General features: G+C 38.3%; 18 protein-coding genes and 1 riboswitch. Of the genes, 15 read left to right on the top strand and 3 right to left on the bottom strand.

The annotated features are described in order from the left end of the window. The first annotated feature begins 9 nt into the window (after nt 1-9). Genes BW727_RS08415 through BW727_RS08405 form a run of 3 tightly spaced genes read left to right on the top strand, consistent with a single transcriptional unit; the run spans nt 10 to nt 2,960 of the window. On the top strand, nt 10-1,281 hold the full coding sequence (locus BW727_RS08415) for a UDP-N-acetylglucosamine 1-carboxyvinyltransferase (protein ID WP_062471591.1): 1,272 nt from the start codon (nt 10-12) through the stop codon (nt 1,279-1,281). 28 nt (nt 1,282-1,309) lie between these two features. Next, a complete protein-coding gene (rho, locus tag BW727_RS08410; protein WP_062471588.1) occupies nt 1,310-2,569 on the top strand; it encodes a transcription termination factor Rho in 1,260 nt (419 codons plus the stop codon). Nucleotides 2,570-2,609: 40 nt separating this feature from the next. After that, entirely contained in the window at nt 2,610-2,960 is a 351-nt protein-coding gene (locus BW727_RS08405) for a DUF6568 family protein (RefSeq protein ID WP_062471585.1), read from the top strand. A 19-nt stretch (nt 2,961-2,979) separates the two neighbouring features. Here the strand turns inward: BW727_RS08405 and BW727_RS08400 are convergent, their stop codons facing one another. After that, nucleotides 2,980-3,846: a DegV family protein gene (locus BW727_RS08400; protein ID WP_062471582.1), complete on the bottom strand. Its 867-nt coding sequence runs from the start codon at nt 3,844-3,846 to the stop codon at nt 2,980-2,982. Nucleotides 3,847-4,011: 165 nt separating this feature from the next. On the opposite strand from BW727_RS08400, the gene BW727_RS08395 reads away from it, so the two are divergent. After that, entirely contained in the window at nt 4,012-4,290 is a 279-nt protein-coding gene (locus BW727_RS08395) for a type B 50S ribosomal protein L31 (protein ID WP_062471579.1), read from the top strand. 50 nt (nt 4,291-4,340) lie between these two features. On the opposite strand, the gene BW727_RS08390 is transcribed toward BW727_RS08395, so the two are convergent. Next, nucleotides 4,341-5,072 carry an SMI1/KNR4 family protein gene (locus BW727_RS08390; RefSeq protein WP_062471575.1) on the bottom strand — a complete coding sequence of 244 codons (732 nt, stop codon included), beginning with the start codon at nt 5,070-5,072 and terminating at the stop codon, nt 4,341-4,343. Between the two features lie 157 nt (nt 5,073-5,229). Between BW727_RS08390 and BW727_RS08385 the strand changes: the two genes are divergently transcribed. The 8 genes from BW727_RS08385 (at nt 5,230) to BW727_RS08350 (ending at nt 13,640) form a co-directional block, all read left to right on the top strand. Then, a complete protein-coding gene (locus BW727_RS08385) occupies nt 5,230-5,979 on the top strand; it encodes a hypothetical protein (protein WP_062471572.1) in 750 nt (249 codons plus the stop codon). Nucleotides 5,980-6,092: 113 nt separating this feature from the next. After that, the gene (locus tag BW727_RS08380) at nt 6,093-7,178 is read left to right on the top strand and encodes a D-alanine--D-alanine ligase (RefSeq protein WP_062471569.1); all 1,086 of its coding nucleotides are present in this window, start codon (nt 6,093-6,095) and stop codon (nt 7,176-7,178) included. A gap of 67 nt (nt 7,179-7,245) precedes the next feature. After that, on the top strand, nt 7,246-8,628 hold the full coding sequence (locus BW727_RS08375; RefSeq protein ID WP_062471566.1) for a UDP-N-acetylmuramoyl-tripeptide--D-alanyl-D-alanine ligase: 1,383 nt from the start codon (nt 7,246-7,248) through the stop codon (nt 8,626-8,628). A gap of 355 nt (nt 8,629-8,983) precedes the next feature. Next, the gene (gene cshA / locus BW727_RS08370) at nt 8,984-10,546 is read left to right on the top strand and encodes a degradosome RNA helicase CshA (protein WP_062471563.1); all 1,563 of its coding nucleotides are present in this window, start codon (nt 8,984-8,986) and stop codon (nt 10,544-10,546) included. A gap of 272 nt (nt 10,547-10,818) precedes the next feature. After that, nucleotides 10,819-11,169 carry a holo-ACP synthase gene (acpS, locus tag BW727_RS08365; protein ID WP_062471560.1) on the top strand — a complete coding sequence of 117 codons (351 nt, stop codon included), beginning with the start codon at nt 10,819-10,821 and terminating at the stop codon, nt 11,167-11,169. A 13-nt stretch (nt 11,170-11,182) separates the two neighbouring features. Further along, nucleotides 11,183-12,319, top strand: a complete 1,137-nt coding sequence (alr, locus tag BW727_RS08360) for an alanine racemase (RefSeq protein ID WP_062471557.1) — start codon at nt 11,183-11,185, stop codon at nt 12,317-12,319. 83 nt (nt 12,320-12,402) lie between these two features. Next, nucleotides 12,403-12,448: riboswitch (PreQ1 riboswitch) on the top strand. A 5-nt stretch (nt 12,449-12,453) separates the two neighbouring features. Next, on the top strand, nt 12,454-12,942 hold the full coding sequence (locus BW727_RS08355) for a QueT transporter family protein (protein WP_062471554.1): 489 nt from the start codon (nt 12,454-12,456) through the stop codon (nt 12,940-12,942). A 53-nt stretch (nt 12,943-12,995) separates the two neighbouring features. Beyond that, entirely contained in the window at nt 12,996-13,640 is a 645-nt protein-coding gene (locus BW727_RS08350) for an MBL fold metallo-hydrolase (RefSeq protein WP_062471551.1), read from the top strand. Between the two features lie 57 nt (nt 13,641-13,697). Here BW727_RS08350 and cbpA read toward each other — a convergent pair whose 3' ends face one another. After that, complete coding sequence (cbpA, locus tag BW727_RS08345) at nt 13,698-14,336, bottom strand: cyclic di-AMP binding protein CbpA (protein WP_062471548.1); 639 nt, start codon at nt 14,334-14,336, stop codon at nt 13,698-13,700. A gap of 277 nt (nt 14,337-14,613) precedes the next feature. On the opposite strand from cbpA, the gene BW727_RS08340 reads away from it, so the two are divergent. The 3 genes from BW727_RS08340 (at nt 14,614) to BW727_RS08330 (ending at nt 18,214) form a co-directional block, all read left to right on the top strand. Beyond that, the gene (locus BW727_RS08340; protein ID WP_062471545.1) at nt 14,614-15,948 is read left to right on the top strand and encodes a hemolysin family protein; all 1,335 of its coding nucleotides are present in this window, start codon (nt 14,614-14,616) and stop codon (nt 15,946-15,948) included. Between the two features lie 86 nt (nt 15,949-16,034). After that, complete coding sequence (locus tag BW727_RS08335; RefSeq protein WP_062471636.1) at nt 16,035-16,724, top strand: O-methyltransferase; 690 nt, start codon at nt 16,035-16,037, stop codon at nt 16,722-16,724. 113 nt (nt 16,725-16,837) lie between these two features. Continuing rightward, a complete protein-coding gene (locus BW727_RS08330; protein WP_062471542.1) occupies nt 16,838-18,214 on the top strand; it encodes a L,D-transpeptidase family protein in 1,377 nt (458 codons plus the stop codon). The last annotated feature ends 13 nt before the right edge of the window (nt 18,215-18,227 follow it).

Here is an 18,227-nt window from a genome sequence, read left to right as displayed (position 1 = left end):
GCATAAGAAATGAAAAAAATAATTATACATGGCAATAAGCCATTGAATGGCGAAGTAACGATTAGCGGTGCGAAGAATTCTACCGTAGCGTTAATTCCGGCAGCCATTCTGGCAGACTCAGAAGTTACTTTAGAAGGTATACCTGATATTCAAGATGTCCATTCCCTAATCGAAATCCTTGAAGAATATAATGTCAGCGTTGATTTTGATGCCGAAGCAGGAATTTTAAAAATAGATCCGACCGATATGATTTCCATCCCAATGCCCAGTGGTAAGATAACAAGCTTACGTGCATCTTATTATTTTATGGGCGCAATTTTATCTAAATTTGGTGAAGGCGTCATTGGTCTTCCTGGAGGTTGTAACTTAGGACCACGTCCAATTGACCAGCATATTAAGGGGTTTGAAGCGCTAGGCGCAACGGTGCGCAATGAAATGGGCGCTATTTATCTGACTTCGCCGGAAGAAGGGTTAGTTGGTAATCGTATATATTTAGATGTGGTATCTATTGGAGCGACTATCAATACAATTTTAGCATCCGTACATGCAGAAGGAAGAACAGTCATTGAAAATGCTGCTAAGGAACCAGAAATTATTGATGTTTGCACCTTGTTGAATAACATGGGCGCGGAAATTCGCGGCGCAGGTACCGATGTTATTCGTGTTGAAGGCGTAGAGGCGTTACACGGGTGTCGCCACACCGTTATTCCTGACCGAATAGAGGCAGGGACGTATCTCGCCGTAGCTGCTGCTATGGGTGAACATGTACTTATCAAAAACGTAATTGTTGAACATTTGGAGAGCTTCGTTGCGAAGCTAGAGGAGATGGGGGTCGATATGGAGATTGGCGAAGATAGTATTTTAGTCCGTCAATCAGATGATTTGAAAATGGTTCATATTAAGACACTTCCTTATCCAGGTTTTGCAACTGACTTACAGCAACCACTAACTCCCCTCTTGTTGAAAGCAAAAGGTAACGGAACTTTAATTGATACGATTTATCCAAAACGCGTCAATCATATACCAGAGCTAAATAGAATGGGAGCCAGTATTAAAGTGGAGAGTGGAACCATTTACTTTGATGGACCAAATGAGCTAATGGGAACAGAAGTTACCGCAAGTGACCTCAGAGCTGGGGCAGCGATGGTGATTGCTGGATTAATAGCAAAAGGAACAACTACCATCTATGGCGTAGAAAATATTTTACGCGGGTACGATGGAATCGTTGAAAAATTAACTGCTTTAGGAGCAGATATTGAAATGGTTGGAATAACTGAATGATTAATACTATTGCAAGGAGTGCTAAACTTTGAAAGACATGCTGAACTTGCGTGAGCTAGAACAAAAGACATTAAAAGAAATTTATGCTTATGCCAAGGAATACAAAATCCCTTACTACAGCCAAATGAACAAAAAAGAATTAGCACATGCGGTTATCCGCGCTCAAGAAGAAAAGCAAGGCTTCTTTATGACAGAAGGTATTTTAGATATTATTTCTTCAGAAGGTTTTGGTTTTTTAAGACCTATTAACTATTCTCCTAGCCAAGAAGATATCTATATATCATCTTCGCAAATTCGTCGTTTTGATTTGAGAAACGGGGATAAAGTTGGTGGAAAAGCAAGACCGCCTAAATCATCCGAGCGCTATTATGGCTTAATGCAAGTCAATAGTGTCAATGGGAAAGATCCTAATCTTGCCAAAGAGCGAACGCATTTCCCGGGCTTAACCCCTATCTATCCCAATAAACGGATTAATTTGGAAATTAACCAAAAAAATATTACCAATCGAATGATTGATTTAATTTCGCCAATTGGCTTTGGACAAAGAGGGCTAGTCGTTGCACCACCAAAAGCTGGTAAAACCTCGATCTTAAAGAGTATTGCAAATGGAATTAGTGAAAACTATCCGGATGTAGAATTGATTATGCTCTTAATCGATGAAAGACCGGAAGAGGTAACGGACCTTGAGAGAAGCGTTGATGGTGATGTGGTCTATTCAACCTTTGACCAAGAGCCCTCGAATCACGTCCGCGTCAGTGAACTCGTTTTAGAGCGCGCTATGCGTTTAGTAGAAGACAAACGTGATGTCGTTATTTTAATGGATAGTATTACCCGTTTAGCCCGTGCTTATAATCTCGTGATTCCTCCAAGTGGCCGTACACTGAGTGGTGGGATAGACCCGGCTGCTTTATATAGACCAAAACGCTTCTTTGGAGCGGCGCGAAATATAGAAGATGGCGGTAGCTTAACGATTATTTCAACGGCATTGGTTGATACTGGTAGCCGAATGGACGATGTTATCTATGAAGAATTTAAAGGAACCGGAAACTCGGAACTGGTTCTGTCACGAGAATTATCAGAAAGACGTATTTTCCCAGCGATTGATATTAAAAAATCGGGAACACGTCGGGATGATCTATTATTAGATAGTAAAGAACTGGAAGCAATTTGGAAACTGCGGAAAACAATGCGCGGCGATACTTTGCATTATACAGAAGAGTTTTTAAAGCAACTGCGAACAACAGTAACAAATGATGATTTCGTCAAACGAATTACTTTGATGAACTAACAAGGGATGGTATGATATTTTTAGGGAAGGTGGTTTTAAAATGGACTATCAAACAGCAGTAAGTGATTTTATAGAGTTAAATGCCACAGAGGTAGAAGAACGTCTGGAAGAAGGTAAAGAAACCATTCTTTTTATCGGTAAACCAACGTGTCCTTTCTGCCAAAGATTTGTACCTAAGTTGAAACATGTCCAAGAAGAAAATGGACTTACCGTTCACTATCTAAATAGTATCAATACGCAAACGGACTCACAAATTAAGGCACTTCGAGATAAACTAAATGTTCCTCTGGTCCCTCAAGTTGTAACAATTACTGGACCGGGTGAATTTACGAATCTAAATATTGACAGTAGTGCTTCCGAAGAAAAATTAACAGAATTATTAGTTAAATAAGACAAAAAAGGCGAGGACATTAGTCCTTGCCTTTCTTTTTTTCTATACCCACAAGGCCGAAAGCACCTGGGCCACCGTGGCTTGCAATAACAGCACCCGCTTCAAAAATTTTTGGATTTGGGAAGTTGTGGGAAGATAGTTCAGTAATCACAATCACGACATCAGATTCTGATAAGCGCGGTGTACCGCCAACTGTCACTGTTCCTGGCTCAATATCATAGTCATTAAGGAAATCAAGAACCATTTTTTTGATACTACGCTGAAAAGAACCGCGGTATTTTTTGGAAGCGACGAGGTAACCGTCCTTTAAAACGATGGTAGGAAGAATTTTAAGGACACTCGCCCCTAGAAATTGAACGTTCGAAACGCGTCCCCCTGCGCGTAAATAGCTTAATGATTGTGGTAAAAATGAAAAGTGTGTTCGTTCCCGTATTTCTTCTACAAAAGCAATGACATCTTGCGGGGATACATCAGGATTTTCTTCAATAAATTGTGCCGTTGCGACGACAATAGCGGTAAGGCCGGCGGAAACGTTTTTGCTGTCAACAAGATGGACATTCGGGAACGCTTCGGCAGCAACCCGACACGAATTATAAGAAACGCTTGTTACAGCTGAATAAGCAATATTGATAATCTGTGCTTCAGGGTATTTTTTCACAATTTTTTCAAATACATAACGGTAATCTTCTGGTGTGGAACCAGAAGTTTTAGGAAGGATATTTGTTTTTTCATAAAATTGAAAGATTTCTTCAACCGGCACACTGCCATCATCAATTGTTCGATCGCCTAGACTAAGGTGCATGGGAACAATGTAGATGTCATAGCGCTCGATTAATTCTTCAGATAGATCCGAACCACTTTCAGTTGTAATAATAAATTTTTTCATAGTAGCCTCCTTTAGAAACTTATTTTATCACCATTTTAACACACATCAGAAAAACTTATCCTTGCATTATTAAAATTAGCATGTTACTATCTTAATGTTAAAGACAGAAGTCACAAATATCTCTGATTTAGGAAATAATTCAGGGCAAAAAGGAGAGAAATACCGATGAAACAAGAGATCCATCCAAAATACCAACAAGTTGTGTTCATGGACACTTCAACAGGATTTAAATTCCTTTCAGGTTCAACTAAAGGTTCAAGCGAAACTGTTGAATGGGAAGACGGTAACACATACCCATTAATTCGTATGGAAGTAACTTCAGATTCTCATCCCTTCTACACTGGTCGTCAAAAATTTGCGCAAGCAGAAGGACGCGTGGGCCGTTTCAACAAAAAATACGGCTTCAAAACAGAAACAGAAGAAGACGAAGAAACAGAAGCATAATTTTAAAAGCAGAAAACCAGTCCTTTACGGGGCTGGTTTTTTTGTATTCTTTAAACAGTTAACTCGGACTGGATCCAAGCAGCTTTTTCTGGAAATAAATCAAAAACCTCTTGTGCATTGTTTGGTAAATACAAACGAAAATAACTAATTTGTGTTTCCAAAGCTGAAAAAACGATTTGACGGTAGTTATCTTGTTTTGCAAAATAATAAAGCCATTCAAAATACCAGTGCTTATCTTCAATGGCTTCAAGATGTTGGAAAAGTGCCTCTAACCGTTGTGAATCTTGAACCATTAAAAAGGCATGATTCGCTTGAATTTGTGTGAACGCACCAATAAGGGGAAGCGCTTCTTCCCCTTTTTTTAACTCTTCTAGAAAATGAGTGAAGTTAGGTGCAACTGTTTGCCAATTGTCTGTTTCGGTATCGATATACCGAATACTAGGCTCATCCCCTTGTTTTGAATAATCAAAAGCAAAATACTGTTGCTGATGGGCGCTGAAGATAATAAAATAGTCCGGTAGAAAATCCTGATAAGGAATTGTAAATGCTCTTATAGAATGAAGCCCAAAAATATAATGAAGATAGGCATAATCCAAACCATCAGAGGTAGGCTCTTTAGTGGGAACAATAAGCTTACGAACATAACCACCATTTTGTTCCCGTAGTAACGTTAGGTAACTTTCTGGTAGATCTTCCGTTGATAAAGTAGGAGTTAGTTGCTTTTTCTGGTAGGATATTGCCAAGTTCTCCTCTAAATTAGTTGGAAATAAGTAGGTTTTCATTAAAAGACATCCCCTTAATAAATTTATAAACTCATTTTGCTAGATAAATAAGATAAAAGATATATAATTGTAATAACATTAACATGAGGTTGATACCTATTGAATCCTTATAAATAGTAAACTAGATAGAGACAATTATGAGAAGGGAGGATGGCAAATGCCCGAAGAAATTATTTACGTGTATTACGATACGGTTGGCAATAACGTTCTCAGTAAGGGAATTGTAGGCCAAGTAAAAGATATACCACTAAAAAATATTCCTAAAAATATTTTATTAATAAAAAATGATTATACAAATGGCACTTATGACGATTATACTGGATTTCAAACGATTAGAGGGCAAGCGAATGTTATTTCCTTCCTAAAAGATGGATTAGCACAACCCCATAAAGTAGGATCTTGGATAGACTTTTCTAATATTGAAATGTTACATCAACTTACGCCTGTAGAAATTTCAGAAATCTTGTACATTGGACACGCGCACAATTACCTCCATTCACCATTCTATTACAAACTCCAAAATAATTACATCTACCTAACGATGCAAAACGGCTTCACAAAAATTTATTATCGCTATCTCGATGAATTTTTAGACCATTTTGCGGATGCAATCAGTAAAAGGATGGAGAAATTCGTCAATACAAGAAAGAGAATCTTTCAAAAAGAACAAACTGTATCAGCTTTTCAAATCTCAGACAAGCAAGAAATGATTCGCTTATTTAGAGAGGGTGTCTGTTTTTCATTTAAACAAATGACAATAACGGATGCAGTCTATACAGTTCCTATTTTTATTGTGGAAGACAAACTCGCGACAATGAAAACGCCTTTTAGTGATACTGAAGCAGTAGGCTCGCTGACATATAATAAAGAGACAGATGTTTGGGGACTTGATTACGACCTCAGTTAAGATAAGCCGATTGAATTGAAAAGTTCTTTTTTATAATCCCACAGACCCTTTGAGTGTGTTACAATAACGTTGGTAATTTTATAAATTCGCTTATGAAACTAAGGAGATAACATATGAAAGTCTTTCTAATATACGGGGGAAAGAGTGCAGAACATGACATTTCAATTCTGACAGCTCACTCCATTGTTAAAGAAATATATTACAATTATTACGATGTTGTACCGATATATATCACTAGAGATGGTGAATGGTTAGAGGGAGAATTGTTATCCCAACCTTTAGCGCACTCTGAGTTTCTTCGACTACAAGCAGGAGACACAAAAAGAATGGCCACAGAAGAAGGGGAACATTCAGTTGGTATAAAGATTTCACCAGCAGCAATCCAATCAGAGGATGCCGTCGTTTTTCCTGTTCTACATGGCCCTAATGGCGAAGATGGGACCGTTCAAGGCTTATTCGAAGTGCTTGATATGCCGTATGTAGGATGTGGTGTATTAGCAAGTGCTGCCGGAATGGACAAAATTATCTCAAAACAATTATTCCAACAAGCAGGTCTTCCGCAATTACCTTACGTCCCCGTTATGCGCTACGATTGGCAAGAAGATCAAGAAGCTATTTTTCAACGTTGCGAAGGCACTTTGATTTATCCAATGTTTGTTAAACCTGCCAATATGGGTTCAAGCGTTGGTATTTCTAAAGCCGCTACACGTGAAGAGCTACGGATTGCGATTGAAATGGCGTTTGAATATGATCATCGAATCGTAGTAGAACAAGGTGTAGAAGCGCGTGAAATTGAGATAGCTATTCTAGGCAACGATGATGTCCACGCATCACCAGCTGGAGAAATTATTAAACATACGGACTTTTATAATTATGAAGAAAAATATATTAATAATACAACGGAACTCAGTATTCCAGCGGAGATACCTAATGAATTAGTTGAGAAACTTCAAGAGTATGCTACTTCAGCTTTTCGTGTTCTGGATGGGACTGGCTTGAGTCGATGCGACTTTTTCGTCACCAGTAACAATGAAATTTATTTAAATGAAGTGAATACTCTACCAGGTTTCACTAAATTTTCGATGTATCCTTTGCTATGGGAACAAGCTGGATTAAAATACAGTGACCTTGTAGAGGAATTAATTCAATTAGCTTTGAAACGCTATTCAAGTAAGATTAGTCGTGTCCAAGTAAACTAAAGTACGTTATGCTGAAAACCGTCTGGTCAAGAGACGGTTTTTTTTATAGAGAAGGGATGAAGATAATATGAAACCAATGCGTATTATTGATGTCGTAAAAGCGGTTAAAGCTATTGATTATAGTTCAGATAACCGTTTTGCGGAAATTACGAGTGTGGTCTTCGATTCACGTAAAGCATCACGAGAAAGTCTGTTTGTACCACTAAAAGGAGCTACGGATGGCCATGACTATGTGCAAGCAGCTATTGCTAATGGCGCTACTGCTACCTTGTGGAGTGCACCAGAAGAGGAAGCACCAGAAGGCATCGCGGTCATTTTAGTAAAGGATACACTCACTGCTTTACAGGACCTAGCTCGAGCTTATTTAAATGAAATAAATCCTAAGGTCGTGGCTATAACCGGTAGCAATGGTAAGACGACCACGAAAGATATGACTGCAGCTGTCTTAAATGCTAAATATAACGTCCATAAAACCGAAGGGAACTACAATAATGAAATTGGCTTACCGTATACCATTTTAGAAATGCCGGCGGATACAGAAGTTGTCGTTTTAGAAATGGGTATGTCGGGATTTGGTGAAATTTCTTTGCTAAGTAAACTTGCGACGCCTGATGTTGCAGCGATTACTTTGATTGGCGAAAGTCATCTGGAATTTCTCGGAAGTCGCCGTAATATCGCAAAAGCTAAACTAGAGATTCTTGAAGGGCTAAAGTCTGATGGGCTCTTTATTTACCCAATTGATGAGCCACTTTTGCGAGAAGAAATGCCAATCCAAGGGGACTATCATAAAGCAACGTTTGGGATTGATCACACTGCTAGTGTCTATGCTTACGGGATTCAAAGTGGTAAAGAAGAAACATCATTTAAGGTTAATATTGATGAGACGGTGATTTTTTCAATTCCCGTTTTAGGCGAATATAACGTGCAAAATGCACTAGTAGCGCTCTGCATTGCAGAACACTTTGGGATTTCGATGTTGGATGCAAAGGGTTATTTAGAGCATTTTGAACTGACAGAAAATCGTAGCCAATGGGTGCCTGGAATCAAGGGTTCACAAATTTTAAATGATGCGTATAATGCTAGTCCAACTTCAATGAAGGCTGTTTTAGAAGCGTATCGTCACTTACCTAATGAAGGGCGTCGTTTTATCTTGCTTGGAGACATTTTAGAATTAGGTGAGCAATCTGAAAAACTTCATGCAGATTTAGCAACTGCTATTGATCCTGAGCATTTCGATCAAATTTATCTCTATGGCGAAGAAATGTCTGCTTTATTTGAAGCGCTTAAAGAAACTTTTCCATCTGAGCGTTTACATTACATTAAAGGTGATAAAGCACCGCTGGTTTCGGCTCTTCAGAATACGCTTGAGGAGAACGACCAACTCTTAATTAAAGCAAGTTTTGGAACTGATTTGTTATCGGTTGTAAAAAGCTTGCGAGTATCTTATTGATAACAATATTTTAAAACTTATTTCATAATAAAATGAAACAATCGTGACTATTTATACTAAAAAGTAACGACATTTAAGGCATATTGATGTTATTAATTTTCATTATTTGGATAAAATACTTGCAAATATTCAAAAGCTATGTTAGGATTAAAGATGTTAAAAAATAGAGGAATAACAGAGGGTTTTTCTTCAGGAATGAAGAATGAGACCAACAAACTTACTATTCAAAGGATTATCTAATCATTTGCATATGATATTTGATATCTACAAATTTAGAGGATTGAGAAGGCAGAGCTAGACGCCATCTTACGATTTTATAAAACTCTCTAATGTTTCTCAAAAACTAGGAGGAAACATGAAATTTTCAGAACTGGGATTATCTCCCGAACTACTTAAATCAATCGAAGCTATGGGGTTTGAAGAAACTACCCCAATCCAAGAGCAAACTATACCTTTAGGATTAAAGGGGTTAGACGTTATTGGACAAGCACAAACAGGTACAGGAAAGACAGCAGCGTTTGGATTACCCATGCTAGAAAAAATTGATCGCAATAAACGCGCGATTCAAGGACTAGTCATTGCACCAACACGTGAGTTAGCGATTCAAACTCAAGAAGAATTGTACCGCTTAGGTCGCGAAAAACGCGTATCCGTACAAGTTGTTTATGGTGGCGCAGATATTGGCCGTCAAATCCGCTCCTTGAAAAACAATCCACATATCGTTGTTGGAACACCCGGACGTCTGTTAGACCTAATCCGTCGTAAATCCTTAAAATTGAACAATGTTGAAACACTTGTTTTAGATGAAGGTGACGAAATGCTGAACATGGGCTTCTTGGAAGACATCGAAGCAATTATTTCCGAAACGCCAGCAGATACACGTCAAACACTCTTGTTCTCAGCAACAATGCCGCCAGCAATTAAACGTATTGGTGTAAAATTCATGAAATCACCAGAACACGTTCAAATTAAAGCGTCAGAAATGCAAGCAAACCTGATTGATCAATATTTTGTGAAATGTAAAGATTTCGAAAAATTTGATAACATGACTCGTTTGTTCGATGTTCAAAACCCAGAATTAACCATTATCTTCGGACGTACAAAACGCCGTGTTGATGAATTAGCGAATGGTCTAGAACTTCGTGGTTACCGTGCTGAAGGTATCCATGGTGACTTAACTCAGAAAAAACGTATGAGTGTTCTAAAAGACTTTAAAACAGGTAATTTAGATATTCTAGTTGCGACAGACGTTGCAGCACGTGGTCTAGATATAACAGGTGTAACACACGTTTATAACTATGATATTCCACAAGATCCTGAAAGTTATGTTCACCGTATCGGCCGTACTGGTCGTGCTGGTAAAGAAGGTATGTCCGTTACATTTGTAACACCAAATGAAATGGGCTACCTACGCACAATCGAAAAACTAACCGGAAAAGCAATCTCACCATTGCGTCCACCTTCAGATGAAGAAGCGTTAGTTGGTCAACTGAAAAATGCAATTGATTCAATTGATACGCTTGTTAAAGAAACTGAATCAGAAAAGTATGATCGTGCAATTAAACACCTTATGGATAAATACACAACAGAAGAACTGGCTTCGGCACTTATTAAAAGCCAAACAAAAGAAGCGACTGAAGTTCCTGTTACGATTACACCAGAACGTCCATTACCAAGCCGTGGTGGCGGTAAAAAAGGTGGCAGCGGCTACCGTGGTAAGAGTGGCGGATACAAAGGAAAAAGTGGCGGAAGCCGTTCAGGCGATCGTCGTCAATCCGGAGACCGCAACAACAAAGGCCGTTCATTTAGCAAAGACCGTGACAGCCGTCCATCTAGTGGTGGCAAGCGTCGTGATGACCGTAAAGGATCATCAAAAGGTAGCGGTAAACCAAGTTTTAAAATAAGAAGTAACGACTAATAGTAATTTTTAAAAGAAGAGCTTCGGCTCTTCTTTTTTATTTCGCAAAAAATCATCACTTAGAAGGCTAAAATAATTTCTAATGATTAAAAAAGAGCAAATTTCATCATAAAGGACTTAAAAAATTATCCCAATGATGAAATATCAAGAAAAATCATCACTGGAGAAAAAGAATGGCAGACTACTGATGTTTACTCAGCAAGCCTATTGCGATAGATCTTTATTTTTGCCATAATGAATGGATAGAAAGAAAAACCGAAGGAGTAATCACGATGATTGTAGGAATTGGTCTGGACGTTACAGAATTAGACCGTATTGCCAAAGCTTATGAGCGAAGAAAAACATTTGCCGAGCGAATATTGACAATAAAAGAACATGCTATATTTTCTAACATGAACGGCACACGCCAAATGGAGTTTCTAGCGGGTCGTTATGCAGTTAAAGAAGCTTTTTCGAAAGCTTTAGGAACTGGGATTGGGAAATTATCATTTCAAGATATGGAAGTACTGCCTGATTCCAAAGGTAAACCTATTGTGACCAAGTCCCCTTTTGACGGGAAGATTTGGGTTTCGATTTCGCATTCTTCTAACATTATTATCGCGCAAGTTATTTTAGAAAAGTAAGGGGTACGTTGATATGGTACGTGGTATTCATCGCCCAACAGTGGCGAAAGTCGACTTAGGAGCAATTAAGATAAACATACAACAGATTCGTTCACATATGAAGCCTGATAAACAGTTATTGGCAGTTGTAAAAGGGGATGGCTATGGACATGGAGCAGTTTCGGTTGCCAATGCTGCTAAAGAAGCTGGAGTAGATGGTTTTTGCGTAGCTATTCTTGATGAAGCTTTTGAGTTACGTGAAAGTGGATTTACTGAAGATTTTCTTTTAGTGATGGGATTGACAGAAGTCCGTGATGTCGCTTTAATGGCGGATGCTAATATCAGTGTGGCCGTTTCATCGATTGAATGGTTAGAGCAAGCAATACCATTACTGGCACTACGGAAGACGGACAATCCCTTGCGCATTCACTTAGCAGTTGATACCGGAATGGGTCGCATTGGTATCAGAACAGAAAGCAAAGTACGGGCATTTGAATCTTTTTGCCAGCAACATGAGTCTCTTCACTTAGAAGGTATCTTTACCCATTTTGCTACAGCAGACGGGGAAGATGAGTTTCAAGTAGAGCGTCAATATGAAGTTTTCAAAAAGTTAGTAGCCAGCATGAAAGTGCGTCCCAAAATGGTCCATCTAGCAAATTCTGCTATGACTTTATGGCGTGAAGACTACGAGACCGATGCTGCTCGTATTGGAATTGCTATGTATGGTTACAATCCATCAGATACAACCCTCCCTCTACCTTATCCACTTATACCTGCTTTGACTTTAGAAACTGAAATTGCTTATGTTAAACAGATGCAAGAAGGAGAGACAATCAGCTATGGCGCACGCTACCGTGCTTACGAAGGAGAATGGATTGCGACTTTGCCGATTGGCTATGCAGATGGCTGGCGGCGTGATTTACATACCTTACCGGTTCTTGTAGAAGGGAACGCCTGCCCAGTTCGCGGCGTTATCTGTATGGACCAATGTATGATAAGTCTTCCTAAAGCCTATCCAATTGGAACAAAGGTGGTTATGCTAGGGGAGAGCCATGGCCAGATTAATGGTCCATCAGAAATGGCAGCAGCAATTGGCACCATTGGCTACGAAATACTCTGTGGGATTAGCCAACGTGTACCGCGTATTTATATTGACTCCACACACGAATAAAAAAACAACTAAGAACGAGAAGGGAAGCCAAGGCGGGTTTCCTTCTCGTTCTTTATGTGATACACTAATTTAGCTTTACAAAAAAGCTCGTGGTTCGTTGACCATCCCACGTAAAAAAACTAGGAGGAGTAAAAATGAATATAAAAAAAATGGTGACAAATACGATTGTCGCAGCCCTTTATGTGGCGTTGACAGGGGTTTTTAGTTTTATGTCTTTTGGAGCAATCCAATTTCGCGTTTCAGAAATGTTAAATCATTTAGTTTTTTACAACAAAAATTATAAATATGGCGTATTACTGGGTGTTTTTATTGCAAATTTATTTTTTTCAACATTAGGGCCTTGGGATTTAATTTTTGGTTTTGGTCAGACCCTCATTTCCTTTCTAATTTTAGAGCGTCTATTTAAGCCGGAAGACTCTGAGACTAAAGGGATGATGAAAACGACGCTTGTTTTTTGTTTAACCATGGTGTTCGTAGCAGCAGAACTTTATTTAGTTTTAAAACTACCCTTTATATTTTCTTTTGTAACAGCGGCATTTGGTGAAGCAGTCGTTTTAATTGTCTCTATGCCCCTCATGAAATACTTGAATAAGTTAATTGGTTTTGCTGGAAAAATGGCATAATCTGGTTACTTTCAATATAATAAGAAGAGAAGGTTATTAAAGGAGGAATTACAATGGAATTACTTGCTTTAACAGTAGGCCCACTTCAAGAAAATTGCTATTTTCTGATTGGTGAGAACCAAGAGACAATTATCTTCGATCCAGGTGCTGAAGCGGCAGAAATAAAAAACGTTATAGAGGAAAATGAATTAACACCTATAGCTATTATCTTAACACATGCACATTACGACCATATTGGTGCGGTAAATGATATTCGTAATACCTACAACATTCCCCTCTACCAAAGTTCAATCGAAAAAGAATGGTTAGAAAACCCTATGCTAAACGGTTCTGGTAATCATCCGCAAATGATGGATGTGGTCATTGAAAAACCAGCTGATTATTATATGGATACAATGGGGCCGAATCGAATCGGGCAGTTTAAATTTGAAGTCCAACATGTACCTGGACACTCACCAGGTAGCCTTGTATTTATATTTGAAGAGAATGGATTCGCCATTGTTGGGGACGCCATTTTCAAAGGAAGTGTCGGCCGAACTGACTTTTCTTATGGGAGTCATGAGACCCTTATGGAAGGGATTAATAAACATATTGTTCCGCTCCCAGGTGAAATTGTCTTGTTTCCAGGACATGGTGACCCAACTACGGTAGAAGAAGAAATAGCATCTAACCCATTTTTAAATGGTGCAACGAGATAATAAAGAAAACAAAGAGAGACGGATTTAAAATCCGCCTCTCTTCATTTTATAGACAACTTAGGTTTTTTGTAGATTTTCGACAGAAACCACGCTGTAGTCCATTTTTTCTAGTCCGGCAATAATGGTATCAAGTTCAGCACGCGTTGTTTCAGCTGGTAAGGTTACCAAGACGCGTCGCAAAACGTCATCACGTGTCCCATCTAAAGTGATCACATTGGCAATACTGGTTGTTTTATTAATAACTTTCGTAATTTGAAAGAGATCACCTTTACGGCTTGGTGCAACAATAGTTAACACGTAACTCCCAATGTCTACGCTCCAAGACTGAGCCAGCATATTTAATAAGCTGCTGTGAGTCAAAATACCAAAGAAAGTCATATCTTTATTTAATACAGCAATATAAGGTAATTCCTTGATGGTGAAGAAAATTTTGAAAAATGAGCTATCAATAGAAATAAATTTGGTAGCGTTTTTTAACAAATGTGTAACAGGTAAGCTCATATCGCCACCGTTTGCTTTGTGACGATAAATATGCATTTTATAAATATTTCCTCTAAAAAGTTTTTCAGTCTCATCCAAAACTGGCACACAACGATAACCAGATTCTTCAAGAATATCAATTGCTTCTTGTAATGTAGCAGACTCTTTTACCGTAGTAAGATCCCTTTTAGGAATGGCAAGCGAGCGAATAAGCATAAGTTGTTCCTCCAATCAGATTTATATAAAGATAATAACATTAAAATGAGAAAATGCAATAAAAATAAGAGAATTGTAATAAGCAAGAAAGCTTATAAATACAAGAAAAGAGACTACTTTCTAAACCCTTGTAAAAATAATTAAATGAGAAAGTTATGAAATTTTATAAAAAAGTTAGCAAAGCTTAGCTTGATTTTTACTGATAAGTTGCCTATTATTGGTGTAACTTACTTATTTTAACTTAATTTAGGCAAACAAAAAAGGAGAAAAGAAGGATATGAACCCAGACCCCGAAGCCCAGCGATTGCTGTCATCTATTTTAATTGTGGTCGTGCTAACCATTGTGAATGCTTTTTTTGCTTCAGCGGAATTAGCTTTTGTATCAATTAACCGGCAAAAAATGATGAAAATGGCCGAAGATGGCGATCGTAAAGCGAAAAAGGTTTTAAAGCTTTTAGATAATTCTGATGATTTTTTAGCAACCATACAAGTGGCAATTACACTAGCAGGGTTTCTTAATAGTGCATCTGCAGCATCTAACTTTATACCTTTCCTTCGTCCTTTATTGGGTGGTATAACCGGATGGGAAACGATTGCGACTATTACAGTAACGTTAATTCTATCATATATTACACTTGTATTGGGAGAGCTGTATCCCAAACAGATTGCCCTGCAAATGCCAGAGCAGATTGCTCGTTTTACGGCAGGACCAATTGCTATTGTGAAATGGTTTAGTAAACCCTTTGTCTGGTTATTGTCTATATCAACCAGTGTTTTGAAAAAAATATCGCCAATTGATTTCACACAACAAGAAGAGAAGCTAACACGTGATGAAATGCGTCAAATACTTGCTCAAAGTCGAGGACAAGGTGCAATTGATCCGTCAGAATTTACAATGATGGAAGGCGTTCTATCCTTAGACACACGCTTGGCACGTGAATTGATGGTACCTCGTACGGATACTTTGATGATTGATTTAGACGATGATTTAAATGATAATCTAGAATTAGTTCTAGAGAGTCCTTATTCACGTTTACCCGTATACGAAAATGACAAGGATAATATTATTGGCGTTTTGCACATGAAAAATGTTCTAAAGGCATCTAAAGATATCGGTTTTGAAGCTTTAGATTTCCGCTCTTTAGTCAATGACCCCTTATTTGTTCCCTCCACCATCTTTATTGATGACTTATTGGTAGAATTCCGTAAGCAACACACCCATCTTGCAATTTTAAAAGATGAATATGGGGGTGTTGAAGGGATTGTTACTTTAGAAGACTTATTAGAAGAAATCGTTGGTGACATTGAAGATGAATACGATGAAATTCAACGGCTCTCCCGTAAACTGGATGAGAAAAACTATTTTATTAATGGGAAAATGAGTCTGCAAAAATTTAACACCCTCTTCGAAACCGAAATCGAATCAAATGAAGTTGATACGATTGGTGGATATATGATTGAAGAGATTGGGTATTTCCCTGATGATGATGAAAAGTTAAGTGTGCGCATTGGGCCTTATATCCTAACAACGGCCAAAGTCGAAAGTGGCCGAATCCGATCGGTCCATGTGGAACATAAACCAAAAGAACAACCAGCTGTAGAAGAAAAATAAAAGAGGGTCCAATTTCAAGGGAGGCTAACCCCTCACTGGAATGGGCCTTTTTTAAGGAGAAGAAACAAGTGGAAAATAAAAACCCAATGATGCGACGTCCGGTTGTAAAAGAAGAATTAGTTGATTTTATGCGTCAAGAATTAAAACCTTTTTCGGGTAAATTAGCAGAATTAGAAGCCTACGCCCATGAGCGCGGTATCCCTATTATTCCTCATGAAACAGCTGTTTTTTTAAATATGATAGTGGGACTTTTACAACCACAAAATATTTTGGAAATAGGGACGGCAATTGGCTTTTCAGGGAGTTTAATGGCTCAACATTTAAATGAGAATGGGCACTTAACTACTATTGACCGATTTGATATTATGATTGAACGCGCTAAAGCTAATTTTGATAGAATGGGACTAGCTGATAAAGTCACCTTGTTAGAAGGCGATGCTGCGGATATATTGCCAACATTAGACCAAACTTTTGATTTTATCTTTATGGATAGTGCAAAGGCTAAGTATTATGAGTTTTTACCTTATTGTATGCGTCAATTAAAAGTAGGTGGCGTCTTAATGATTGATGATGTCTTCCAAGGTGGTACCATTTTAGAAGATGAAAAAGACATTCCTAAACGGGTCCGTAAAATCCACCGTCGTCTTAACCAGTTGATGGAGACGGTATTAGACCACCCTGCTCTTGAAACTTCATTAATTCCTTTAGGGGACGGTCTATTAATGATAAAAAAACAAGCTGAGTTTGACTTTTCCTATATCCTAGACAGTTTATAAGAAGTCTAAAAAAATGGCGAAAAGTAGTTTTTTGCGTTACAATTGGTAAGTAAAAAACTACAATATTAGATTTTAGCCAACAAAAAGCCATCAAGCATATATGGAGGATTAACATGAATAAAAAATCACTGATAATAGCAAGTATTAGCGCTCTAGCGGTTCTCATCATTGCGTATGTAGTAGGAGGACTCTATTATACGAGTCGGTTCCTACCTAATACTTTTGTACAAGAAACTGAAATATCTGGAGAAACAGTAGCCGAAGCTAGTCGTCAAATTAATGAAAGACTAGAGGGCAGAACAGTTGCCGTTGTTGAAAATGGTCAAACACTTAAAGAAATTACCCCTAAAGAATTAAAGATTAGTTTCGACAGTCCCGATTACTTCAAAAAGGTTCAAGAACAACAGAATCATTGGGCTTGGCCAGTAGCCTTTTTTAATGAAAAGCAAGTAGATGCTAAAAATATTAGCTTGAAATTTGATGAAGCAGCTGTTTCTACCTTACTAGAAGAAGTAAAGGAATCGGATCAAGAGCGTTTCGCACCAGTTAATGCACAGGTAAAAAATAAAGAAGGCACTTTTTATGTCGAAGAAGAAGTTCCAGGTACAGAAATTAATAAGGAAAAATTTGAAGAAGAGCTCACAAATGTGATGATTTCCCAAGCAGATACCTTAGCAGTTGAAAACACATATCTCCTTGCAACTCTAACAAAAGACAGTGAAGAACTTAAAGAAAGAATTGCAACATTACAAAATGCAGCTGATACAACGATTACTTATACATTGGCTGGACAAGAAATTCAAGTACCAAAAGAACAAATTGCTCAATGGTTATCAGTAGATGAAACGGGTCAAGTAGTCGTTGATAGAGATGCAGCACGTGGCTATCTTGATGGATTACATGATCAATATGCAACCTTTGGCAAACCCCGTTCCTTTAAGAGTACGAACCGTGGTACTGTAGAAGTACCAGCTGGTGAATATGGATGGTCCGTTGCCGTAGAAGAAGAATCTGGTAATTTAGTAGACTATATTCTAGCAGGCGAAAATGTTACGGTAACACCGGCTATACTTGGTTCAGGCTATCATGAAGATGGAACCGATATTGGGAATACCTATATTGAAATTGATTTAGCTTCGCAAAATATGTATTATTACCAAAATGGTGAACGCGTATTTGAGACACCGATTGTATCTGGCCACTCACAAACCCCAACGCCCGTTGGTGTTTTTATGGCTTGGAATAAGGTGGAAGACACAGATTTAATTGGTTATAATCCAAGACGTGGTAATGATTACGCGCAACCAGTAGATTATTGGATTCCGATTGACTGGGATGGTGTTGGAATCCATGATGCCGCTTGGCAAGCATCTTTTTCTCCCGAACAATGGAAGACAAATGGATCAAACGGCTGTATCAATACACCGCCTGGTGCAATGGGACAACTATACGCATTAATCGATATTGGTACCCCCGTCGTTATTTTTTAAAGAAATAGCCTGT

It is taken from the genome of Jeotgalibaca dankookensis (genome assembly GCF_002005405.1).
Classification (GTDB): Bacteria; Bacillota; Bacilli; order Lactobacillales; family Aerococcaceae; genus Jeotgalibaca; species Jeotgalibaca dankookensis.
Note: the sequence above shows the minus strand (reverse complement) of the source record. Positions and strands in the feature narration are given on the sequence as shown.